The 20592-nt window shown below is 68.1% G+C and carries 27 protein-coding genes; 9 read left to right on the top strand and 18 right to left on the bottom strand.

Translation table 11 applies throughout. The features are described 5' to 3' along the window. Positions 1–6 precede the first annotated feature (6 nt). The 10 genes from FHS98_RS07230 to coxB all read right to left on the bottom strand — a co-directional run bounded on the left by FHS98_RS07230 (position 7) and on the right by coxB (position 9180). On the bottom strand, positions 7–1236 hold the full coding sequence (locus FHS98_RS07230) for a M16 family metallopeptidase (RefSeq protein ID WP_167102228.1): 1230 nt from the start codon (positions 1234–1236) through the stop codon (positions 7–9). Next, positions 1233–2633: a threonine synthase gene (gene thrC, locus FHS98_RS07225; RefSeq protein ID WP_167102225.1), complete on the bottom strand. Its 1401-nt coding sequence runs from the start codon at positions 2631–2633 to the stop codon at positions 1233–1235. The genes FHS98_RS07230 and thrC overlap by 4 nt, the downstream gene beginning before the upstream one ends. A gap of 75 nt (positions 2634–2708) precedes the next feature. Next, a complete protein-coding gene (locus FHS98_RS07220; RefSeq protein WP_167102222.1) occupies positions 2709–3302 on the bottom strand; it encodes an SURF1 family protein in 594 nt (197 codons plus the stop codon). Beyond that, entirely contained in the window at positions 3299–3706 is a 408-nt protein-coding gene (locus FHS98_RS07215) for a DUF983 domain-containing protein (protein ID WP_167102219.1), read from the bottom strand. Before FHS98_RS07215 ends, FHS98_RS07220 begins: the two co-directional genes overlap by 4 nt. A gap of 75 nt (positions 3707–3781) precedes the next feature. Then, a complete protein-coding gene (locus FHS98_RS07210) occupies positions 3782–4600 on the bottom strand; it encodes a cytochrome c oxidase subunit 3 (protein ID WP_167102216.1) in 819 nt (272 codons plus the stop codon). Between the two features lie 48 nt (positions 4601–4648). Then, positions 4649–5194: a cytochrome c oxidase assembly protein gene (locus FHS98_RS07205; RefSeq protein ID WP_019833997.1), complete on the bottom strand. Its 546-nt coding sequence runs from the start codon at positions 5192–5194 to the stop codon at positions 4649–4651. A gap of 10 nt (positions 5195–5204) precedes the next feature. Beyond that, the gene (locus tag FHS98_RS07200; RefSeq protein ID WP_167102214.1) at positions 5205–5342 is read right to left on the bottom strand and encodes a hypothetical protein; all 138 of its coding nucleotides are present in this window, start codon (positions 5340–5342) and stop codon (positions 5205–5207) included. Then, on the bottom strand, positions 5342–6256 hold the full coding sequence (locus tag FHS98_RS07195) for a heme o synthase (protein WP_167102211.1): 915 nt from the start codon (positions 6254–6256) through the stop codon (positions 5342–5344). The genes FHS98_RS07200 and FHS98_RS07195 overlap by 1 nt, the downstream gene beginning before the upstream one ends. Before the next feature lie 103 nt (positions 6257–6359). Beyond that, entirely contained in the window at positions 6360–8033 is a 1674-nt protein-coding gene (gene ctaD, locus FHS98_RS07190; protein WP_167102208.1) for a cytochrome c oxidase subunit I, read from the bottom strand. 10 nt (positions 8034–8043) lie between these two features. Beyond that, positions 8044–9180, bottom strand: a complete 1137-nt coding sequence (coxB, locus tag FHS98_RS07185) for a cytochrome c oxidase subunit II (protein WP_167102205.1) — start codon at positions 9178–9180, stop codon at positions 8044–8046. A gap of 216 nt (positions 9181–9396) precedes the next feature. Between coxB and pyrE the strand changes: the two genes are divergently transcribed. Genes pyrE through FHS98_RS07155 form a run of 6 tightly spaced genes read left to right on the top strand, consistent with a single transcriptional unit; the run spans position 9397 to position 14143 of the window. Further along, positions 9397–9981: an orotate phosphoribosyltransferase gene (gene pyrE / locus FHS98_RS07180; RefSeq protein ID WP_167102202.1), complete on the top strand. Its 585-nt coding sequence runs from the start codon at positions 9397–9399 to the stop codon at positions 9979–9981. Continuing rightward, a complete protein-coding gene (locus FHS98_RS07175; protein ID WP_167102199.1) occupies positions 9978–11051 on the top strand; it encodes a serine hydrolase in 1074 nt (357 codons plus the stop codon). The genes pyrE and FHS98_RS07175 overlap by 4 nt, the downstream gene beginning before the upstream one ends. Further along, the gene (locus tag FHS98_RS07170; protein WP_167102196.1) at positions 11048–11776 is read left to right on the top strand and encodes a pyridoxine 5'-phosphate synthase; all 729 of its coding nucleotides are present in this window, start codon (positions 11048–11050) and stop codon (positions 11774–11776) included. The genes FHS98_RS07175 and FHS98_RS07170 overlap by 4 nt, the downstream gene beginning before the upstream one ends. Then, entirely contained in the window at positions 11773–12189 is a 417-nt protein-coding gene (gene acpS / locus FHS98_RS07165; protein WP_167102193.1) for a holo-ACP synthase, read from the top strand. Before FHS98_RS07170 ends, acpS begins: the two co-directional genes overlap by 4 nt. Next, the gene (gene lepB, locus FHS98_RS07160) at positions 12186–13076 is read left to right on the top strand and encodes a signal peptidase I (protein WP_167102190.1); all 891 of its coding nucleotides are present in this window, start codon (positions 12186–12188) and stop codon (positions 13074–13076) included. The genes acpS and lepB overlap by 4 nt, the downstream gene beginning before the upstream one ends. After that, positions 13076–14143, top strand: coding sequence for an AI-2E family transporter (locus tag FHS98_RS07155; RefSeq protein ID WP_167102187.1), 1068 nt, complete (start codon positions 13076–13078; stop codon positions 14141–14143). The genes lepB and FHS98_RS07155 overlap by 1 nt, the downstream gene beginning before the upstream one ends. Before the next feature lie 65 nt (positions 14144–14208). On the opposite strand, the gene FHS98_RS07150 is transcribed toward FHS98_RS07155, so the two are convergent. The 7 genes from FHS98_RS07150 to FHS98_RS07120 form a co-directional block, all read right to left on the bottom strand. Further along, entirely contained in the window at positions 14209–14781 is a 573-nt protein-coding gene (locus FHS98_RS07150; protein ID WP_167102184.1) for an FKBP-type peptidyl-prolyl cis-trans isomerase, read from the bottom strand. A gap of 112 nt (positions 14782–14893) precedes the next feature. After that, on the bottom strand, positions 14894–15100 hold the full coding sequence (gene rpsU / locus FHS98_RS07145; RefSeq protein ID WP_010126124.1) for a 30S ribosomal protein S21: 207 nt from the start codon (positions 15098–15100) through the stop codon (positions 14894–14896). Between the two features lie 157 nt (positions 15101–15257). Continuing rightward, positions 15258–16868, bottom strand: a complete 1611-nt coding sequence (locus FHS98_RS07140) for a cisplatin damage response ATP-dependent DNA ligase (RefSeq protein ID WP_167102181.1) — start codon at positions 16866–16868, stop codon at positions 15258–15260. A gap of 100 nt (positions 16869–16968) precedes the next feature. Continuing rightward, positions 16969–17151 carry a DUF1328 family protein gene (locus FHS98_RS07135; RefSeq protein ID WP_019834010.1) on the bottom strand — a complete coding sequence of 61 codons (183 nt, stop codon included), beginning with the start codon at positions 17149–17151 and terminating at the stop codon, positions 16969–16971. Positions 17152–17230: 79 nt separating this feature from the next. Further along, positions 17231–17731, bottom strand: coding sequence for a Dps family protein (locus FHS98_RS07130; protein ID WP_167102179.1), 501 nt, complete (start codon positions 17729–17731; stop codon positions 17231–17233). Between the two features lie 117 nt (positions 17732–17848). Further along, positions 17849–18415: a TMEM165/GDT1 family protein gene (locus tag FHS98_RS07125; protein WP_167102178.1), complete on the bottom strand. Its 567-nt coding sequence runs from the start codon at positions 18413–18415 to the stop codon at positions 17849–17851. A gap of 26 nt (positions 18416–18441) precedes the next feature. Then, entirely contained in the window at positions 18442–18768 is a 327-nt protein-coding gene (locus FHS98_RS07120) for a hypothetical protein (RefSeq protein ID WP_167102177.1), read from the bottom strand. A 226-nt stretch (positions 18769–18994) separates the two neighbouring features. Here FHS98_RS07120 and rpmG point away from each other — a divergent pair, with 226 nt between their 5' ends. After that, positions 18995–19162, top strand: coding sequence for a 50S ribosomal protein L33 (gene rpmG / locus FHS98_RS07115; protein ID WP_055978973.1), 168 nt, complete (start codon positions 18995–18997; stop codon positions 19160–19162). 93 nt (positions 19163–19255) lie between these two features. Here the strand turns inward: rpmG and FHS98_RS07110 are convergent, their stop codons facing one another. Continuing rightward, a complete protein-coding gene (locus FHS98_RS07110; protein ID WP_167102175.1) occupies positions 19256–19627 on the bottom strand; it encodes a response regulator in 372 nt (123 codons plus the stop codon). Between the two features lie 39 nt (positions 19628–19666). Here FHS98_RS07110 and FHS98_RS07105 point away from each other — a divergent pair, with 39 nt between their 5' ends. Both FHS98_RS07105 and FHS98_RS07100 read left to right on the top strand, forming a co-directional pair. Then, the gene (locus FHS98_RS07105; RefSeq protein ID WP_167102173.1) at positions 19667–19939 is read left to right on the top strand and encodes a DUF3572 family protein; all 273 of its coding nucleotides are present in this window, start codon (positions 19667–19669) and stop codon (positions 19937–19939) included. Then, a complete protein-coding gene (locus tag FHS98_RS07100) occupies positions 19936–20586 on the top strand; it encodes an HAD family hydrolase (RefSeq protein ID WP_167102171.1) in 651 nt (216 codons plus the stop codon). Before FHS98_RS07105 ends, FHS98_RS07100 begins: the two co-directional genes overlap by 4 nt. Positions 20587–20592: the final 6 nt, after the last annotated feature.

Here is a 20592-nt window from a genome sequence, read left to right as displayed (position 1 = left end):
ATCCGTTCACGCCACGCGGGCGAGCTTGCCGCCGACGCTGGCGGTCGCGAGGCCGCCGGAGAGCGCCGTCGCCCCCGCCTGACGCGCCTGTGCGAGATCGACGCCATCGATCTGCGCCACCGTCTCGGCGACGGGGACGATGCGGCCCTGCACCTGCACCTGCCGCGCCAGATGATCGCAGCGCGACTGCACCGATTCGAGGCCCATCAGCAGGCCGGCCTTGGCCTGCGCCTTGGCACGCTGAAGCTCGACCTCCGCGAGATCGTCGGCGGAGCGGGCCAGCACCTCGCGCGAGAGCGCGAAGGCACGCGGCGCCTCCGCCTTGGCCGCCGCGCAATAGACGCCGAGCTGCCCGGTGTCGGCAGAGGCCGCGCTCCACGCATAGATGGAGTAAGCCAGCCCCCGCTCCTCGCGCACCTCCTGGAACAGCCGCGACGACATGCCGCCGCCGACCGCACTCGCGAAGAGGTTGAGCGCATAGACATCGTCATGGCGCTGATCGACGCCGGGATGGGCGAAGGCGATGTGGACCTGATCGAAGCGCCGCGCGTCGGTGACGACGCCGCTGGTGAAACGCGCGGGCTCGAACACCGGCGGGCGACCCGCCGCGAGATCGCCGAAGCGCGATTCCGCGAGCTTGAGCAGCGCATCCTCGTCGACCTTGCCGGCAGCGGCGAGGATCAGGCCGGACGGACGATATTGCTCCTCCAGCCAGCGGCGCAGCGCCGCCACGTCGATCGCGGCGATGCTGGTCTCGTCGCCCAGCACGGGGCGGCCATAGGTCTGCCCCTGATAGGCGGCGGCCGAGAGATGATCGAAGATGATGTCGTCCGGCGTGTCACGCGATTCGCCCAGTTCGGCGAGCACGACCTGCTTCTCGCGCTCCAGCTCCTCGGCCGAGAAATGGGGGCCGCGCACCAGATCGGCGATGAGGCCCACGCCCAGCGCCAGATCGTCCGGCAACAGGCGGGCATGGAAGACGGTGGTGTCGCGCGAGGTCCAGGCGTTGAGCTGGCCGCCGACATCCTCGGCGGCTTCCGCGATCGCGCGCGCGCTCCGCTCGCCCGCGCCCTTGAACACCATATGCTCGACCATGTGAGCGAGGCCGGTGAGATGCGCGGGCTCGGACCGGCTGCCGACATCGGCATAGAGGCCGACCGCCAGCGTCTCGACACCGGGCATCGGGTCGATCGCGACGGTCAGCCCGTTGGGCAGACGGTGGAGCTTCGCGGTCATCCGCGCGCGACCGCCCGCTCGGCGATATAGCCGGTGATGGCGTCGAAGCTGGCGGGGAGGACGGCGCAGCGCTCCTCCTTCTCCATCAGCCCCGCAATCCGCTCAGGGAGCGCCGGGCGGACACCGGTCGCCGCCTCCACCGCATCGCCGAACTTGGCCGGATGCGCCGTCGCCAGCGTGACCACCGGCACGTCGGCCGGCAGATCGGCGGTGCGCGCGGCGGCGAGCCCGATCGCGGTGTGCGGATCGATCACCTGCCCCGCCGCGCCATGCGCCCAGCGCATCGCCTCCGTCATCGCGGCATGATCGACGCGGGCGCTCGCGAAATCGGCCGCCGCGCGATCGCGCATTCCGGTGGCGAGCGTCATCGTGCGATCCCGCTCGAAGCCCTGCATCGCCGCCGACAGCGCAGCGCCATCGCGACCGTGCAGATCGAACAGCAGCCGCTCGAAATTGGAGCTGACCTGGATGTCCATCGACGGCGTCGCGGTGGGCGAGACGGTGCCGGTCGAGTAATCGCCTGCCGACAGTGCGCGGTGGAGGATGTCGTTGACGTTGGTCGCGACGATCAGCCGCGCCACGGGAAGCCCCATGCGGCTCGCCACATAGCCCGCGAACACGTCGCCGAAATTGCCGGTCGGCACCGAGAAGGCAACCGCGCGATGCGGCGCGCCGAGGCGGACGGCCGTGTAGAAATAATAGACGATCTGCGCCGCGAGCCGCGCCCAGTTGATCGAGTTCACCGCAGAAAGCTGGAAGCGGCCGGCGAAATCCCTGTCGCCGAACATCTGCTTCACCAGCGCCTGCGCCTGGTCGAAATCGCCCTCGATGGCGATGTTGTGGACGTTGGACGCGAGCACCGTCGTCATCTGCCGGCGCTGCACGTCGGAGACGCGGCCCTTGGGGTGCAGCATGAAGATGTCGACATGCGCGCGGTTGGCCACCGCCTCGATCGCCGCCGATCCGGTATCGCCCGAAGTCGCGCCGACGATGGTGAGATGCTGGTCGCCCTTCGACAGGAAGCGCTCGAACAGCAGGCCGAGAAGCTGGAGCGCCACATCCTTGAAGGCCAGCGTCGGCCCGTGGAACAGCTCCAGCAGGAAATGGCGCTCGTCGAGCTGCGTGAGCGGCGTCACGCCGGCATGGCTGAAGCGGCCATAAGCCGCCTCGCACAGCGCGCGCAGCTCCGCCTCGCTCAGCGCCTCGCCGACGAAGGGCGTGAGAATCCGCACCGCCGTCTCGGCATAAGAGAGGCCGGCCAGTGCCTCGATCTGGGCGCGCGTCAGCGTCGGCCAGTTTTCGGGGACATACAGGCCGCCATCGGAGGCAAGACCGGTGAGCGTGGCGGCTTCGAAGCCGAGCGCGGGAGCGCGCCCTCGGGTGCTGATATAGCGCATATGGCCCGGCGGCTTAAACGTCGGGGGCCGGGGCGGCAAGCAAACAAGACTTGTCGCCGCCGCAGATGACCCTTGTCAGGAAGCGGCAGGCGGCCGCCGGCGCCGGAGCGCGATGCCATAGATGACCACCGCCACGCCCGCGAACAGGAACCACTGCACCGCATAGGCGAAATGATTGTTGGGGATCTCGTCCAGGCTCGGCGGCGCGCTGGGCTGGAGGCCGGGCGCGGGCTCGTCCGACACGAGCAGCACCTGGCCGTCATGATCGGGGCCGATCACGCCGCGAACCTCTCCGCCCTTCCACTGGGCGGGCGCGCCGGAATCCTTGGACCAGCCCATGTCGACCGCGATGCCCGGCCCCTCGGCGCCGGTGCGGCAGTCGGCGACGTGCCGCCAACCGGGCTCGCCCGCGCGGTTGCGCCCCGCGCTCGCGCGCCAGCCGACCGGTTGCAGGCAGAAGGCCTCGGCATGGCGGAACAGCAAGGCCCGGTCGGTCGGGATGCGCGGGAAGGCCACCACCGGCTTGCCGGCCGCGGCGGCATATTCGGCGAGCAGCGTCTCCTTCTGGTGCAGCCGCCCGATCTGCCAGACGCCGAGCGCCACCATCGCCGCCACCGCCAGCGCGACGAGCAGCGTGGGCAGCACGGGCAGGCGCAGACGGTCGCTCATCGCTCGGCCCGATCTTCGACGATACGCCCCTCACGGGCACGATGACGATATTCGGACGCGATCAGCATCCCCTTTGCGACGCGCAGCGCCCCGATCACCAGCCCGATCGTGATGGGCGGCCACAGCAGGACATGCACCCAGACCGGCGGATGGGCGGTCAGTTCCAGCGTGATCGCGCCGATGGAGACCAGCGCGCCGATGACGAGCGTCAACAACGCCGCCGGGCCGTCGCCGACATTGAAGGCGTCATAATCGAGCCCGCAGGCCCGGCATCGCGACGCGAAGCGGATCATGCCGGCGAACAGCGTCGGCGCACCGCAGCGCGGACAGAGCCCCTTCAGCCCCGCCTCCACGATCGCGGGCGGAGGCGAAGCCGGCGGGTCGATCTCGGGCGCGCCCGTCATCGCGGCATTCTCCGGGGCGGAATGAAGGGCGGAAGCCTCCGCCCCCGCCCTTCATTCCTGGGCATCGCGGGGTCGTCAGCTCGCGTAGGTCGCGCCCCAGCCACCCCAGACATAGATCGAGATGAACAGGAACAGCCACACCACGTCGACGAAGTGCCAGTACCAGGCCGCCGCCTCGAAGCCGAAATGCTGGCGCGGCGTGAAGTCGCCCCGATAGGCGCGGAACTGGCAGACCGCGAGGAAGATGGTGCCGACGATCACATGGAAGCCGTGGAAGCCGGTCGCCATGAAGAAGGTCGCGCCGAAGATGTTGCCCTTAAAGGCGAAGGGCGCGTGGATATATTCCCACGCCTGGATCGACGAGAACGCCAGGCCCAGCGCGATCGTACACCACAGCCCCTGCTTCAGGCCCCTGCGGTCGCCATGGATCAGCGCGTGGTGCGCCCAGGTGACGGTCGTGCCCGAGCACAGCAGGATCATCGTGTTGAGCAGCGGGAGCTGGAACGGATTGAGCGGCGTGATCCCCTTGGGCGGCCACACGCCGCCGACCGCTTCCACCGCCTTGGGGAAGAGCGAGGCGTCGAAGAAGGCCCAGAACCAGCCGAGGAAGAACATCACCTCCGAGGCGATGAACAGGATCATGCCGTAGCGCAGATGAAGCTGCACGACCGGCGTGTGATCGCCGGCATGGGCCTCCTTCACCACATCCACCCACCAGCTCGCCATGCAGAACAGCACAAGCAGAAACCCCGCCGGCGCGATCAGCGTGCCGTAGGGGACGGAGTGAAGATACATGACGAAGCCGGAAGCCAGCACCAACGCCGAGAAGGCTGTCAGCAACGGCCAGGGGCTCGGGGGCAAGATATGATAGTCGTGGTTCTTCGCACCGGCCATCGCTGCATCCCTTGTTTCCGGCTCTATTCGGCCTGATTCATCCTGAGCTTAGCTATCGCTGGGCTTCTGGTCCACAGGATAGAATGTGTAGGAAAGCGTGATTTCGCTGACCCCCTGATCGTCGCGATCCTTGAGGAATTGGGGGTCGATGTAGAACACCACCGGCATACGCTGCGTCTCGCCGGGCTGGAGCGTCTGCTGGGTGAAGCAGAAGCACTGCACCTTGACGAAATATTGCGCGCTCTGATCCGGCGAGATGTTGAAGGCGGCCGAACCCGTCACCGGCTTGTCGGTGAGGTTGGTGGCGTTGAAGAAGGCGAGCTGGCGGGCGCCGATCGCCACGCGCTCGGTCTTCTGCTCGGGCTCGAAGCGCCAGCCGAGCGCGGGGCTGACATTGGCGTCGAAGCGGACGGTGACGATGCGGCCGGTTGAGCCCGGCGCCTTCGCCCCCTCCTCGATGCGGGCGGTGCCGCCGAAGCCGGTCTTCTGGCAGAAGATACGGTAGAGCGGCACCGCGGCAAACCCCACGCCGACCATCGAGCAGGCGACGGCGCCCGCGATCAGGCCGGTGCGGAGATTGCGCGAGACGCTCACCCCGCTCTCCTCATAGCATCTTCGCGATGCTGATCGCGTAGAACAGGACGACCAGCGCGAACAGGATCAGCGCGGTCACGATCGAGCGCGACCGCTGCCGCTTGCGGATCGCCTCGTCGTCGGCCGGGGTGGGATCGGGCTGGGCCATCAGGCGAACCACAGCCTGTCGACCACCAGCACGCCGAAGCTCGCGAACAGATAGAGGATCGAATAAGCGAACAGCCGCCGTTCGGCCTTCATCAGCGCGGGGTCTTCCTCGCGGCTGAAGCCGACGCGGATGGCCAGCATCAGGAAGATCGCGTTGAGCACCGCCGCGGCCACGCCATAGATCGGCCCGGCAAGCCCCAGCGGCCATGGCAGGATCGCGACGGCCACCATCGGCAGCGTGTAGAGAAAGGCCTGGAGCCGCGTCGCCCTGGTGCCCGCCACCACCGACATCATCGGCACGCCGGCGGCCGCATAATCCGAATTCACGAACAGCGACAGCGCCCAGAAATGCGGCGGCGTCCACAGGAAGACGAGCAGGAACAGCAGCACCGGCAGCAGATCCACCCGTCCCGTCACCGCCGCCCAGCCGATCAGCGCCGGGAAGGCGCCGGCCGCCCCGCCGATGACGATGTTCTGCGGCGTCCGGCGCTTCAGCCAGACGGTGTAGATCAGCACATAGAAGAGGATCGACACGGTGAGGATCGCGGCCGCCAGCAGGTTCACCGCCAGCCCCATCAGCACCACCGAGAAGGCGCCCAGCCCGACGCCGAAATGCAGCGCCGCCTGCCGCTCCATGCGCCCCGCCGGCAGAGGCCGGTTGCGGGTGCGTTTCATCTTGGCGTCGAGATCGGCCTCATACCACTGGTTGAGCGCCGCCGCCGCGCCCGCGCCCATGGCGATGCACAGGATCGCGGTGAACGCCAGCACCGGATGGATATGCCCCGGCGCGATCAGCAGCCCGCATAGCCCCGTGAACACCACCAGCGTCATCACACGCGGCTTGGTCAGCGCCCAGAAGTCGCGCCAGTCGGCTGGTAGCCCCGCAGCAGGGGCGTCGATAGGCGCAGTCGCCATTCGGTCCTTCATCGTAAATGCCGTCACCCGGAATGAGTCCCCATCCCGGGCGCGGCCCTTAGCAGAAATCCGCCCTGCTGTGGAATCGGGCGCACCCGAAGGATCAGTCGATCCTCGGGAGCGTCTCGAACTGGTGATAGGGCGGCGGGCTCGGCAGCGTCCACTCCAGCGTGGTGGCGCCTTCGCCCCAGGGATTGGCCGGCGCCTTCTTTCCCGCCGCGAACGTGTAGATCACGTTGACGAAGAAGATCATCATGCCGACGGCCATCACCTCATAGCCATGGCTGGCGACGCCGTTCCACTTGGCGAAAGCATCCGGGTAATCCGGGTAACGCCGCGGCATCCCCTGCGCGCCGAGGAAGTGCATCGGGAAGAACAGCATGTTCACGCCGATGAAGAATATCCAGAAATGCAGGTGGCCGAGCAGCTCGCTGTACATCTTCCCCGACATCTTGGGGAACCAGTAATAGAAGCCCGCGAACAGCGAGAACACCGCGCCCAACGACAGCACATAGTGGAAGTGGGCGACGACGTAATAGGTGTCCTGGAAATAGTTATCGATGCCGCCATTGGCGAGCACCACGCCGGTCACGCCGCCGACGGTGAACATGAAGATGAAGCCCAGCGCCCACACCATCGGCACCCTGAAGTCGATCGAGCCGCCCCACATCGTCGCGATCCAGGAGAAGATCTTGATGCCGGTCGGCACCGCGATCACCATCGTCGCGGCGGTGAAGTACATCTTCGTGTTCACGTCGAGGCCGGTCGTATACATGTGGTGCGCCCACACGACGAAGCCGACCACACCGATCGCGACCATCGCATAGGCCATGCCGAGATAGCCGAACACCGGCTTCTTCGAGAAGGTCGCGATGATGTGGGAGATCATGCCGAAGCCCGGCAGGATCATGATGTAGACCTCGGGATGCCCGAAGAACCAGAACAGATGCTGGTAGAGGATCGGATCGCCACCGCCCGACGCATCGAAGAAGGTCGTGCCGAAATTACGATCGGTCAGCAGCATGGTGATGGCAGCGGCCAGCACCGGCAGCGCCAGCAGCAGCAGGAAGGCCGTCACCAGCACCGACCAGGCGAAGAGCGGCATCTTGTGCAGCGTCATGCCCGGCGCGCGCATGTTGAAGATGGTGGTGATGAAGTTGATCGCGCCGAGAATCGACGAGGCGCCCGCGAGATGGAGCGACAGGATCACCATGTCGACCGATGGCCCGGCGGACCCCGATGTCGAGAGCGGCGCATAGAGCGTCCACCCCGTCCCCGCGCCATTGGCCGTGCCTCCGCTTACGAACAGCGAGCCCAGAAGCAGTGTGAAGGACGGCACGATCAGCCAGAAGCTGACATTGTTCATGCGCGGGAAGGCCATGTCCGGCGCGCCGATCATGATCGGCACGAACCAGTTGCCGAAGCCGCCGATCATCGCCGGCATCACCATGAAGAACACCATGATGAGGCCGTGCGCCGTCACCATCACGTTCCAGAAATGGAGCGCCGCGTCGTTGCCGGCGGGCTCGTGGAAGAAATGCGCCATGGCGGGCAGATACTGGATGCCCGGATGGGCCAGCTCGGCGCGCATCATGCCCGAGATCGCGCCGCCGATGATCCCCGCGGTGATCGCGAAGATCAGATAGAGCGTGCCGATATCCTTGTGGTTGGTCGACAGGAACCAGCGCGAGAAGAAGCCTGGCTTGTGATGGGCGTCATGATGCCCATGGCCTTCTTCGTGCTGGAAGAAATGGGCGTTGGCCGTCGTGTCGGTCATGATCCTCGCCTCAGTTCGTCGTGGCGACCGTCGTCGCGGGCTGGGCCGCGGCGGTCGCATTCTCGGTTGGGGTGGAGGGTGCGCCCGCCATCGGCGTCGGCGAGGCCGTCGCCGCCGGCGGGTTGCTGATCGGCGAGTTGGCCGTCGCATCCGGGCTCTTCGGCTGGCCCTTCAGCGTGCCGCCATTGGCCGCCACCCACTGGGCGAACTGCTGCTTGGTCACCACCTCGACCGCGATCGGCATATAGCCGTGCCGCGCGCCGCACAGTTCCGAGCACTGGCCGTAATAGAGGCCGGGGCGATCCACCTTGAACCAGGTTTCGTTGAGGCGGCCAGGCACCGCGTCCATCTTGATCCAGAAGGCCGGCACCGCGAAGGAGTGGATCACGTCGTCGGACGTGGTGATGACCTTCACCACGGCGCCCGCCGGCACCACCATGCGGGCGTCGACGCCAAGCTGGCGGGGTTCGCCGCGCTTCTTGTCCTCGTCGTCCTTGAGGATGTTGGAGACGACCTCGAAATCGCCGTTGTCGGGATATTGATAGGACCAGTACCACTGGTGCCCGATCACCTTCACCGTGATATCCGGCTTGGGCGTCGAATATTGCGCCGCGAGCAGCTTGATCGACGGCACCGCGATCACCAGCAGGATCAGCACCGGCATCACCGTCCAGATGATCTCGATCACGGTGTTGTGCGATGTCCGCGAAGGCACCGCGTTGGCGCGGCGATTGTAGCGCACCGCCACCCACAGCAGCAGGCCCAGCACCAGCAGGCAGATGACGCTGATGATCGGCATCAGCACGGTGTTGTGCATCCAGGCGGCGAACTTGCCGAGGTCGGTCACCTGGGTCTGGAGGGCGATCTGGTCGGTCGGCTGGCCGATGCCCGGCGTCGGGCCGTAGAATTCGGGGATCGGCGTCTTGCCGGGCTCCGCTGCCGGCTGAGTCGCCGTGGCGGCGGGAGCGGGTGCCGGTGCGTTGGCCGAAGAGAGGATCTGCGGCGCCTGTCCTGAGGCCGGCGCGGTCGCCGTTGCCGTGGGAGATGCTGTTGCCGCCGCTGGTGCCGGCGCTTGCGCCGATGCGGCGCCCGTCAGCGCCAAGACCCCCAGACCGACCGCGATGAGCTTTGACTTCACCCTCGTCATGTCACCCCTCTTCCCGCGATGGACTGCCGCGGACAGTAAGCCCTGCAACGACCATTCGAGACCGTTATAACAGCGGTTTTCCAACCCTCAAGCGCCGGTCCTGCCAAATAAATGCGAAACAAAGCGGGACTGCGAACCGCCACAGCACCATTGATGCGCAGGCTCCGCACGCCTATCAGGCCGCCATCCGGGGGCTGGTTGACGATAGAGGCGATTATGACGGACGACGAAGTGCTGGCGGAATTCCGCGCGGCCCATGCCCTGCTGGACGGGCATTTCATTCTGTCGTCGGGCCTTCGAAGCCCCACTTATCTCCAGTGCGCCCGCGTGCTGATGGACCCGAAGCGCGCCGCGCGCCTGTGCGCCGAGCTGGCCTCGCGGCTGACGCCCGCCGTCCATGCCGGCGTCTCGGCCGTCGTGTCGCCGGCGATGGGCGGCGTGATCGCGGGCTATGAGATGGCGCGCGCGATGGGCGTCGAGGCGATGTTCGTCGAACGCCCGACCGGCACCTTCGAGCTGCGCCGCGGCTTCGCGCTGGAGCCGGGCCAGAAGGTGCTGATGATGGAGGACGTCATCACCACCGGCCTCTCCTCGCGCGAGGCGATCAAGGCGATCGAGGCCGCCGGCGGCCGCGTGATCGCGGCGGCCTGCCTGGTCGATCGCTCGGGCGGCAAGGCCGACATCGGCGTGCCGCTGAGCGCGCTCGTCACCATGGAAGTGCCGACCTATTCCCCCGACTCGCTGCCGGCCGAACTGGCCGCCATCCCCGCGATCAAGCCCGGCAGCCGGGCCGCCGCGTGAAACCCGTCGCGAGCGTCCTGGCGCTCGCATTGCTGGCGGCGGCCCCCGCGCCGCGCCAACCGCTCGACCGGCTGATCGCGGAGGCCCATTTCAACGGCATCGCGATCGCCGGCGGTGCGGACAAGCCCGATACCGTGATCGCCACGGGGCTTGCCGCGAAGGGCATCCCCAACCGCGCCGATGCGATCTGGCGCTGGGCGTCGGTCACCAAGCAGATCACCGCCACCATCGCGATGCAGGAGGTCGAGGCCGGCCGACTCGATCTCGACCAGCCGGTGACGGCCACCTGGCCGGACTGGCCGCAGGTCTTCTCCGATCGCATCACGATCCGCGACCTGCTCCGCCACACCAGCGGGCTGGCCGATCCCAACCAGACCGGACCAACCCTGCCCGACGGGCTGCCGGCCTTTTATCGCCCGCCTGCCGGCCAGGGCGGCATGGCCTATGAAGCCACCCATTTCTGCGCCGAGCATCCCCGCGCCGAACCGGGCGTCTCCTATCGCTACAACAATTGCGACTTCATCGTGCTGGGCGCGCTGCTGGAGCGGACCACAGGGCGGAGTTTCGCCACGCTGGTGGAGGAGCGGATCGCCCGGCCGCTCGGCCTCGCCATCGGCCTGTTCGATCCCGAGCGCCCGCCGGTGCGCCACGTCCTCGGCCTCGCCGCACCGGGCAGGCCCGAAGATATCGGCAATCTCGGCAGCTATGGCGCGGCCGGTGCGCTCTATGGATCGCCGCTGGCGCTCTATGCCTTCGACCGGGCGCTGCTCGATCACAGGCTGCTCGGCGAGGCCGCGACCGCCGAGATGTGGAAGGGCGACCCCGGCCTCGGCGCCGCCGCCCTGGGGCAATGGCAATATGAAGCCCCGCTCGCCGGCTGCCCCGCCCCCGTCTCGGTGGTCGAGCGCCGGGGGCAGATCGGCGGCGTTCAGATTAGAAACTTTATCCTGCCCGAAACGAAGCGAGCCCTTGTCCTCTTCACGCGGCGGGGCGATTTCGATTTCGGCGAGGTTTGGCAGGCCAAGGGCTTCGCGTATGAAATGCTGTCGACGATAGGGTGCAGGGCATGACCGCAAGACTGAGGCTGGGCGTCAACATCGATCATGTCGCCACCATCCGCAACGCGCGGGGCGGCGGCCATCCCGATCCGCTGCGCGCCGCCCATATCGCGGCCGCCGCCGGCGCCGACGGCATCACCGCGCATCTGCGCGAGGATCGCCGCCACATCACCGACGACGATATCGCCCGCCTCCGCGCCGAGATCGCGCTGCCGCTCAACCTGGAGATGGCCGCGACCGGGGAGATGCTGGCGATCGCGCTCCGCCATCGCCCCCACGCCGCCTGCATCGTCCCCGAGCGGCGCGAGGAGCGCACCACCGAAGGCGGCCTCGACGCCGCCGGCCAGATCGAGACGCTCACCCCGATCGTGGCGAAGCTCCGCAACGCCGGCATCCGCGTCAGCCTGTTCATCGAGCCCACCCCCGCCCAGATCGAGGCGGCGGTGAGGCTCGGCGCGCCGGTGGTCGAGTTCCACACCGGCGCCTATGCCCATCTCGCCGAGGCCGATCGCGCGCCGGAACTCCGCCGCCTGACGGATGCCGTCGCGCTCGCCGCCAAGAACGGCATCGAGCCCCATGCCGGCCACGGCCTCACCACGGCGAATGTCGGCCCGGTCGCGGCGATCCCGCAGATCGCGGAGCTGAACATCGGCCATTACCTGATCGGCGAGGCGATCTTCATCGGCCTCGACGCCGCGATCCGCGAGATGCGCGCCGCCATGGACGTCGCGCGGTGATCGTCGGTATCGGCTCCGATCTCTGCAACATCGAGCGCATCCAGAACTCGCTGGATCGCTTTGGCGAGCGCTTCATCCAGCGCTGCTTCACGGAGCGCGAGCAGGCCAAGGCCGAGCGCCGCACCCTCACGCGCGCCGCCACCTACGCCAAGCGCTTCGCCGCCAAGGAGGCATTCAGCAAGGCGGTGGGAACCGGATTCAAGCAGGGCGTGTTCCTCCGCGACATCGGCGTGGTGAACCTGCCCTCGGGCGCGCCGACGCTGGCGCTGACCGGCGGCGCCAAGGCGAGGCTTGACGCGCTGATCCCGGCGGGCCACGCCGCGTCTGTGCATCTGACGATGACCGACGACCATCCCTGGGCGCAGGCCTTCGTCATCATCGAGGCGCTGCCGATCACATCCGGCGCGAAATGAGGATAGCTGAGTTGAGCGACACCGAGGCCGAAGCGCCCGCCACCACCGCCCCCGCCAAGCAGGACACCGACTGGGCCGCCGAAGGGCGCGGCATCCTGTGGCTGGTGCTGGGCGTGCTGGCCTTCTGGTGCTTCATCGCCAAGCCCTTCTACATCCCCAGCGAATCGATGATGCCGACGCTCATCAAGGGCGACCGGCTGGTGGTGACCAAATATCCCTATGGCTGGAGCTATGTGTCGCCCAGCTTCCATGTCCTGCCCTTCATCCACGGCCGCCTGTTCGGCCATATGCCCCAGCGCGGCGACGTCGTGATCCTCACGCCTCCGGGCGAGAGCAGCGATTACATCAAGCGCGTCATCGGCCTGCCCGGCGACACGATCGAGGTGCGCGAGGGCGTGGTGTGGCTGAACGGCAAGCCGATCCCGCGCGTCGGGCGTCCGGCCGCGATGATCCCGGTCGACGCCAACGTGCCGTGCGATCGCGGCCTCGAAGCCGCGCACCGCATCACCGGCAAGGACGGCAAGCTCTACTGCGCGTTGCCGATCTTCCGCGAGACGCTGCCGTCGGGCCGCAGCTACGACACGGTGGACATGGGCTATATCCCCGGTTCGGGCGACGATTACGGCCCCGTCACCGTCGGCCCCGGCCAGGTGTTCGTGATGGGCGACAATCGCGATGAATCGGCCGACAGCCGCTATCCGATCGAGGAAGGCGGGCTCGGTGGGCCGGTTCCGTGGGAGAATCTCGGCGGCCGCGCGGAGTTCATCACCTTCTCGCTCGACGGCACGTCCGAGATCTGGAACCCGCTGAGCTGGTTCACCGCGCTGCGCGGCGGACGGGCGGGGACCAACCTCCACCCGGCCATCGCCGCCCCGGCCCGGCATTGATGCCGCGCCGGGTGCCCTCGAACCCACCCCATGTCGAGGCGCCCGGCCCTGTCGAGATGCGTGACCCGCTGACGCGGGCCGAACTCAAGCGCGCGATCGTGTGGGTGTCGGTCGTGCTTGCGGTGGTGCTCACTTATGTGCTGGCGCAGCCGCTGCTGCTGATCGTCGGCGGCATGGTGTTCGCCGCCATGCTGGACGGCGGTGCCCGCCTCATCGGCCGGGTGCTCCCGATCAGCCGGGGGCTGCGCATCGCCATCGTCGCGCTGTTCGCGCTGCTCTTCCTGATCGGCGTGGTCTGGTATGCCGGCGTCGAGCTGGTCGGCCAGTTCGAGGCGCTGAAGGCCGTCGTCACCACCCAGCTCCAGCGTATCCAGGGCTGGGCGAGCCAGCTCGGCCTGATGCCCAGGGGCGGCCCGGCGGAGGATATCGGCCGCCAGCTCATGGGTTCGCTCGGCCAGCTCACCAGTGCCGTCGGCACCGCGCTCGGCGCCGTCTCCAGCCTCGCGATGATCGTCGTGCTCGGCCTGTTCATCGCCGCCGAGCCGCGCATCTACGAGCGCGGCCTCGCCTGGATGCTGCCGATCGACCAGCGCGAAGGCTTCTACGACGCCACCACCGACATGGCCCGCACGCTGCGCCGGCTGATGGCGGGCCGGCTGCTGGGCATGGCGGTGGAGGGCTTCTTCATCTGGATCGCGCTCACGCTGGTCGGCGTGCCGATGGCCGGCCTGCTCGGCCTCATCACCGGCATCCTCGCCTTCCTCCCCAATATCGGCGCGATCGTGTCGGGCGTGCTGACCATCCTCGTCGGTTTCTCGGCCGGCACCGACACCGGCCTGCTCGCCATCGGCGTCTATGCGATGGTGCAGATCTTCGACGGCTATGTGGTGGTGCCGATGGTGGCGCGCCGCTCGGTCGATCTGGCGCCGGCGCTGGTGCTGGGGATGCAGCTCCTGCTCGGCGCCTTGTTCGGCATCCTCGGACTGATGTTCGCCGATCCGATCGTGGCGATGACCAAGGTGGCGCTGGAGCGCCGCTCCGGCCTCGATCCCGAGCAGGAACGCTAGATACGAAAACGGCGCCGCTGCCGGATGGCAGGGCGCCGTTTCGAGTGGCTCGGATCAGAGACCGATCAGGGCTGGCCGCCCGGACCGCTCATGCCCGCCTGACCATAGCCCGGCTGCTGCGGCGCGATCTCGCGCAGCGACACATCGAACTGGAGCACGCTGTTCGGCGGGATCACCCCGTCCCCCGCGCCCTGCTCGCCATAAGCGAGCTGCGGCGGAATCCAGAAGCGATAGCGCGCGCCGCGGTTCATGAGCTGGAGACCCTCGCTGAAGCCGGGGATCGAGCCCGCGACCGGCATCACCGCCGGCTGGCCGTGCTGCGCCGTCGAATCGAAGGTCTGGCCGTTGAGCAGCTTGCCGTCATAATCGATCAGGACGATGTCCTGCGGCCCGGCCTTCGCGCCCTGGCCTTCCGCCAGAACCTGATATTCGAGGCCCGACGGCGTGGTGACGACGCCATGCTTCTTGGCGTTGGCGGCGAGGAAGGCGGTGGGCGATTCGCCCATCGCGACCTGCCGGTAGGTGCCGGCCCAGGCCACGCCCGCGCCGATCACGACGGCGACGCCTACGCCCAGCCACAGCTTGGTCAGCGTTCCCTTGGCGACGGGACGCAGGGGAACGGCGGTGACTTTGGACATAGGCGACCTCGCTCGGATAAGGACAGGCGTTAGGCCGGGCTTCTGCCCGGTGATGCGCGCCGCGTCCAGAGACAGAAGCAGCGGGGCGGGTCAACCGCCCCGGCGCATTGTCTCACCGAACGCCGTCACGCTCCGCGCGCTTGCGCTCGAGCTTGCGGGCGCGGCGGATGGCGGCGGCGCGCTCACGCGCACGCTTCTCCGAGGGCTTCTCATAGTGACGGCGCAGCTTCATCTCGCGATACACGCCCTCGCGCTGGAGCTTCTTCTTGAGGGCCCGGAGCGCCTGGTCGACATTGTTGTCGCGAACGATGATCTGCATAAACCCGTCTATCTCCAGCAGCGCCGCGTGGGGACCGGGGCCTCCTGCCCCGCAGAACCACGACAGCGCGTCGAAAAAGGCCCGTCGTGGCTGACCCACGCCGGGAAAGGGCGCGCCCTAGCAGCGAATATGATTCGGGGCAAGGTTTCGCGGGGCGTCAGGCGATCATCCGTCGCAAGGCCGCAATCAGATCGGCCTCGGCGGCCGGCTTGTCGGCGCGAATGCGGCGGATGCGGGGAAAGCGCATGGCGAGGCCGGACTTGTGCCGTTTCGATTCATGGATCGAGTCGAAGGCGACTTCCAGCACCAGCGTCTTGTCCACCTCGCGCACGGGGCCGAATCGCTGGACGGTGTGGTTGCGCACGAAACGGTCGAGCGCCTTCAGCTCCTCGTCGGTGAAGCCCGAATAGGCCTTGCCCACCGGCAGCAACTCGCCGCCCTCCTCGGGCGGGGCGGTCCAGCACCCAAAGCTGTAGTCCGAATAGAAGCTCGATCGCTTCCCATGGCCGCGCTGGGCGTACATCATCACGCAGTCCGCCACGAGCGGATCGCGCTTCCATTTGTACCAGAGCCCCGCGCGCCGCCCGGCGACATAGGGGCTGTCGCGGCGCTTGAGCATCACGCCTTCTATCGCGGCGTCGCGCGCGCCGAGGCGGATGTCCGCGAGCGCCTCGAAATCCGCCGCCGCGATCAGCGCGGAGAGATCAAAGCGGGCGGGCGGCAGGCGCTCGACGAACGATTCCAGCCGCTCCCGGCGTTCCGTCCACGAGAGCGCGCGCAGGTCTTCCGCGCCGTCGAAAAGGATGTCGTAGAGGCGGACGAAGGCCGGATAATCCGCCTGCATCTTCGCGCTGACCTGCTTGCGGCCCAGTCGCTGCTGGAGCGCGTTGAAGCTCGCCGCGCCGCCGCCATGCCCGGCCCCGCCCTGCGCCTCGCCGCGCACGAGCAACTCGCCGTCAAGCACGCCCGTCCCCGGAAAGGCGGCCGCCACATCGGGAAAGGTCGCGGTGATGTCGTCGCCCGCGCGGCTATAGAGTCGCACGGCCCCGCCGATGCCGACGATCTGGACGCGGATACCGTCCCACTTCCATTCGGCCGCATAATCGGCGAGGTCGACCGCCCCGCCTTCCAGCGGATGCGCCAGCATGAAGGGCCGGAAGACGGGCAGATTCTCGGGCACGGGCCGCTCGCCGCGCCCCTCGGCCCAGTCGAACAGCGGCGCATAGGGTGGCGCGAGGCCGTGCCACAGCTCCTCCACCTGATCGACGTCGAGCCCGAAGGCCTGCGCCAGCGCCGTCTTGGCGAGCCGCGCCGAGATGCCGACCCTGAGCGCGCCGGTGGCGAGCTTGATGAGCGCATAGCGGCCGGACGAATCGAGATGGTCGAGCATCGCCGCCAGCTCGTCCGGCGCACGGGCGCGGGGCGCCGCCTCCAGCCGCCCGATGACGGCGGAGACGGTGAGCGATCCGTCGTCCAGCTCGGGCTCGAATCCCTCGGGTTTGGGCCAGATCAGCGCCACCGTCTCGGCGAGATCGCCGACGAAATCGCGGCTCATCGCGAACAGCGCGGCGTCGACACGCCGCTCCACCATCGCGCGGATCGCGGCGGGCTTCACCGCCTTGAGGTCGATCGCGCCGGTCAATGCCGCCATCGTCCAGCCACGATCCGGGTCGGGCGTGGCACGGAGATAGTCGGCGATCAGCTTGAGCTTGGCGTTGCGCGAGCGCGTATAGACGAGGCCGTCCAGCAGCTTGGCGAAGGCACGCATTCAGAAAGGATGCGCCGCGCGGGCGCGCAAGGGAAGCCGATGCAAGACGGGCGCGCCCCCGAAAAGGACGCGCCCGCACCGCGACACCACTCTCTCCCCGTTACAATCGATTGGCGATGCCCCGACCGGCCAGAAGACCCGCCACGAGGAGCAGCACGAACACCGCGATCGCGATGAAGAACAGAATCTTGGCGATACCGATAAAGGCGCCACCGATGCCGCCAAATCCAAGGACCGCCAGCACGATGCCCGCGATCAGGAACAGAAGGGCCGCTCTCAGCATGGTTTCAGTCCTCTCGATCATTCTTGAGGACCGAACGTATGAGGGCACGGCGTCGTTCCGCCGCGCCCCCAGCATTGCATCAGGCCTTGCGGCTGGCCTCGAACAGGAACCAGGCGCGCTCCTCGGCCAGATCGGTCCAATCGTCGAGGATGCCGGAGGTGGCGTTGTCCTTCGCCTCGTCGACGATATCCTTCGCCTCGCGCAGCGTCTCGACCAGCGCGAGATTGTCCTCGCGCAGCTCGGCCAGCATGTCGGCGGCGGAGACGAAATCCTTGTCGTTGTCCTTGATGCGCTGGCGGCGCGAGACGTCGCCGATCGAGCGCAGCGTGGTGTTGCCCGTCTTGCGGACGCGCTCGGCGATCTGGTCGGTGGTGCCGAGGATCTGCGTCGCCTGATCGTCGAGCATCAGATGATAGTCGCGGAAGTGCGGGCCGGAGACGTGCCAGTGGAAATTCTTGGTCTTGAGATACAGCGCGAAGCTGTCCGCCAGGATCGCGTTCAGCGCGTCGGCGACGGTCGCGGCCTTGTTGCTCTTGATGTCGGTCGGCGTGTCGAGGGGGGCGGGGGCGTGGTCAGCCATGAGGCAACTCCTGTTCAGAGGGGCAGTTGGTTCGCGTCAACAACGAGCTAATCGCCCGAGGGTTCGCGCGAAAGAGGGTTCGACGTGGAATTATCGCGATTGCCCTGATCGATGGAATCAGGACAAGCCGAGCGCGCCGATCACCAGAACGGTGCCCGCCAGCGCCAGCGCGATTCCCGCGCCGATGCGGATCGCCTTGAGCGGCACGAGCTTCGGCCAGCGCTCGCCCAGCACCACGGCGGGCGCGTTGGCCAGCGTGACGCCCGCCGCGGCCCCCGCCGCCGCCAGCGCCGGGTGCCCGCTCCCCGCCGCGATCGTCGCGGTCAGGAATTGCGTCTTGTCGCCAAAGGCGAGGATGAAGAAGGCCCCGGCCGAGGAAGCGAAGGCGCCCAGCGTCCAGCGATCGACCGACGGTGCCGGCTTGACCCGCAACACCGCCCCCGATGCCGCGAGCAGCAAGGCGAGGCCGGTCATGAGCTGGACGGCGCGATGCGGGATGAGGGCCGCGATCTCCATGCCGACCGCGCCGGCGATCCCCATGTTGACGATGGCCGCGACCGCGATCCCCGCCAGCACGGCGGCGGGCGCGCGGAAGCGGGAGCCGAGCAGCATCGCGAGCAACTGGGTGCGATCCCCCAGCTCTGCCAGCAGCGCGACGATGAAAGCGGGTACCAGGGCGTCCATTCAGCGCCGGTCTGCCATGAAAAACGTCATCCGGCGAGGCGCACCATCACCGAGGCGAGCCAATTGTCGCCGCCGCTCTCGTCCACCGCCTCGCAGCCGATCGAATCGCGCAGGCGCTCGATCCATGGGCCGATCGCCGCGCCCCGCCCGCCGGAGCCCAGCGCCACCGCCAGCCCCTCGGCCAGACGCTGCGTGGGGATCATGCCATATTCGCCCGCAAGCGAGGCGATGATGCCCGCATCCGACGCCACCCCGATCGATCCGCGCGCGGCGAGCCCGGCCTCCAGCCTGTCCAGCCGGCCGCACAGATCGGCCCGCACCAGCTTCAACCCCTCGCCCGTTCCAGCGGCCACGGCATCCTCCGTTCTCGTTGGAAGCCATGATATCAGCGGAGGATTGCAGGCCGGTTAAAGCCTTCGGGAGGATGGCCGGAATCGCGCCCGGACTTGACAGCGCGGCCTCTCTGCCGCAGGAGCGCGCCCGATGGGAGCGGCTTCAGCGCCGCTTTTTGCATTTTCGGCGATTCGGCAAACCCGGCCTCCGGTGGCGGCGAAGCGCGCATTGAGTTCAGAGGGCATCATGGCCAAGCCGACCACCGTCAAGATCAAGCTCGTCTCGTCCGCCGACACCGGCTTCTTCTACGTCACGAAGAAGAACCCGCGCACCAAGACCGAGAAGCTCTCCTTCTCGAAGTATGATCCGGTCGTGCGCAAGCATGTCGAGTTCAAGGAAGCCAAGATCAAGTGATCCGGCGGCGGGGCTGACGCTCCGCCTTCGCGCATCGCTTTCCTCAAAGGGCGCCGTGCCCGTCGCGGCGCCTTTTGGCGTGCCCGCCCGATATCAGGCGGGCGGCGCCAGCCGCTCGACCGCCTCGATGAAGCGCATCAGCGAGATCGGCTTGGAGACATAGGCGGCGGCGCCAGCCGCGCGCGCCTTCTCCTCGTCGGCGGGGGACGCATAGGCCGTCACCGCCAGGATCGGGATCGAGGACAGCGCCTCATCCTCGCGCAGCGCCGCGATCAGCTCCAGCCCGCTCACATGCGGAAGCTGGATATCCATCACGATCAGGTCCGGCATCACCGCGCGCGCGGTGTCGAGCGCCTCGCCGCCATCGCGGACGGGCGTCGGCTCATAGCCATGGACCTCCAGCAGGTCGCAGAACAGTTTGAGATTGAGTTCGTTGTCCTCGACAACGAGCACCTTGCCCGGCAAAGCCCGCTTTCCTTCCGAAGAGACATGCGGAGATAAGCGATGCGCGCCCGCGATACAAACCATCCCGATGCGGCCACGCTCGCGCTCTCCGCACTGGCCTGGGTGCTGAGCGATTCGCAGCGGGCCGAGCGGCTGCTGGCACTGACCGGCCTCGACGCCGGAGAGCTGCGCAAGCGCGCCATGGACCCCGCGCTGCAAGCCGCCGTGCTGGGCTTCCTCGGCTCCCACGAGCCCGATCTCACCGCCTGCGCCGATGCGCTCGACATCGCCCCGCACGCCCTCGTCACCGCCCAGCGGGAGCTGGAGGCATGAGGCGCCCCCTGCTCATCACCGACTGCGACGAAGTGCTGCTCCACATGGTCAGCCACTTCCGCGACTGGCTGGCCGACGCGCACGGCATCGACTTCGCGATCGAGCATGAGGACTGGGGCCAGGCGCTGGTCCGCCGCGATACCCGCGAGATCGTGCCGACCGATCAGGTCTGGCCGTTCGTCGACGGCTTCTTCGACACCGAGATGGCGCGACAAGGCCCCGTCCCCGGCGCGATCGAGGCGCTCGAGCGAATCGGCGCCCACGCCGACATCGTCGTCCTCACCAACCTGCCCGATCATCGCCGCCAGCCGCGCATCGACCAGCTCGCCAGCCACGGCATCCGCCACGAGGTCTATTGCAATCAGGGCGGCAAGGGCCGTGCGCTCGCCGCCATTCTGGAGGCGCACCGGCCGGACGTCGCCGTGTTCGTCGACGATCTTTCCACCCAGCACGCCTCGGTGGCCGAACATGCCCCGCATGTCTGGCGGCTGCACATGGTGGCGGAGCCGCTGGTGGCGCGACACCGCCCGCCCGCCGCGGCGGCCCATGCCCGCATCGACGGCTGGGCCGAGGCGGCAGACTGGATTCTCGATCGTTTCGCCCAAGGCCCGGCTCCGGCCTTGACCCAACCCACGCACGAGGCATAGCGGACA

This window comes from Sphingomonas oligoaromativorans (assembly GCF_011762195.1).
Classification (GTDB): domain Bacteria; phylum Pseudomonadota; class Alphaproteobacteria; order Sphingomonadales; family Sphingomonadaceae; genus Solisphingomonas; species Solisphingomonas oligoaromativorans.
The sequence above is the reverse complement of the archived record's forward strand: the minus strand, read 5'-3'. Positions and strand labels throughout refer to the sequence as shown.

Excerpts from the sequence above, each read along its gene's own strand:
- FHS98_RS07230 (WP_167102228.1), bottom strand. The coding sequence starts at position 1,236 with ATGACCGCGAAGCTCCACCGTCTGCCCAACGGGCTGACCGTCGCGATC.
- thrC (WP_167102225.1), bottom strand. The coding sequence starts at position 2,633 with ATGCGCTATATCAGCACCCGAGGGCGCGCTCCCGCGCTCGGCTTCGAA.
- FHS98_RS07220 (WP_167102222.1), bottom strand. The coding sequence starts at position 3,302 with ATGAGCGACCGTCTGCGCCTGCCCGTGCTGCCCACGCTGCTCGTCGCG.
- FHS98_RS07215 (WP_167102219.1), bottom strand. The coding sequence starts at position 3,706 with ATGACGGGCGCGCCCGAGATCGACCCGCCGGCTTCGCCTCCGCCCGCG.
- FHS98_RS07210 (WP_167102216.1), bottom strand. The coding sequence starts at position 4,600 with ATGGCCGGTGCGAAGAACCACGACTATCATATCTTGCCCCCGAGCCCC.
- FHS98_RS07200 (WP_167102214.1), bottom strand. The coding sequence starts at position 5,342 with ATGGCCCAGCCCGATCCCACCCCGGCCGACGACGAGGCGATCCGCAAG.
- FHS98_RS07195 (WP_167102211.1), bottom strand. The coding sequence starts at position 6,256 with ATGGCGACTGCGCCTATCGACGCCCCTGCTGCGGGGCTACCAGCCGAC.
- ctaD (WP_167102208.1), bottom strand. The coding sequence starts at position 8,033 with ATGACCGACACGACGGCCAACGCCCATTTCTTCCAGCACGAAGAAGGC.
- coxB (WP_167102205.1), bottom strand. The coding sequence starts at position 9,180 with ATGACGAGGGTGAAGTCAAAGCTCATCGCGGTCGGTCTGGGGGTCTTG.
- pyrE (WP_167102202.1), top strand. The coding sequence starts at position 9,397 with ATGACGGACGACGAAGTGCTGGCGGAATTCCGCGCGGCCCATGCCCTG.
- FHS98_RS07170 (WP_167102196.1), top strand. The coding sequence starts at position 11,048 with ATGACCGCAAGACTGAGGCTGGGCGTCAACATCGATCATGTCGCCACC.
- lepB (WP_167102190.1), top strand. The coding sequence starts at position 12,186 with ATGAGGATAGCTGAGTTGAGCGACACCGAGGCCGAAGCGCCCGCCACC.
- FHS98_RS07155 (WP_167102187.1), top strand. The coding sequence starts at position 13,076 with ATGCCGCGCCGGGTGCCCTCGAACCCACCCCATGTCGAGGCGCCCGGC.
- FHS98_RS07150 (WP_167102184.1), bottom strand. The coding sequence starts at position 14,781 with ATGTCCAAAGTCACCGCCGTTCCCCTGCGTCCCGTCGCCAAGGGAACG.
- rpsU (WP_010126124.1), bottom strand. The coding sequence starts at position 15,100 with ATGCAGATCATCGTTCGCGACAACAATGTCGACCAGGCGCTCCGGGCC.
- FHS98_RS07140 (WP_167102181.1), bottom strand. The coding sequence starts at position 16,868 with ATGCGTGCCTTCGCCAAGCTGCTGGACGGCCTCGTCTATACGCGCTCG.
- FHS98_RS07135 (WP_019834010.1), bottom strand. The coding sequence starts at position 17,151 with ATGCTGAGAGCGGCCCTTCTGTTCCTGATCGCGGGCATCGTGCTGGCG.
- FHS98_RS07130 (WP_167102179.1), bottom strand. The coding sequence starts at position 17,731 with ATGGCTGACCACGCCCCCGCCCCCCTCGACACGCCGACCGACATCAAG.
- FHS98_RS07125 (WP_167102178.1), bottom strand. The coding sequence starts at position 18,415 with ATGGACGCCCTGGTACCCGCTTTCATCGTCGCGCTGCTGGCAGAGCTG.
- rpmG (WP_055978973.1), top strand. The coding sequence starts at position 18,995 with ATGGCCAAGCCGACCACCGTCAAGATCAAGCTCGTCTCGTCCGCCGAC.
- FHS98_RS07105 (WP_167102173.1), top strand. The coding sequence starts at position 19,667 with ATGCGCGCCCGCGATACAAACCATCCCGATGCGGCCACGCTCGCGCTC.
- FHS98_RS07100 (WP_167102171.1), top strand. The coding sequence starts at position 19,936 with ATGAGGCGCCCCCTGCTCATCACCGACTGCGACGAAGTGCTGCTCCAC.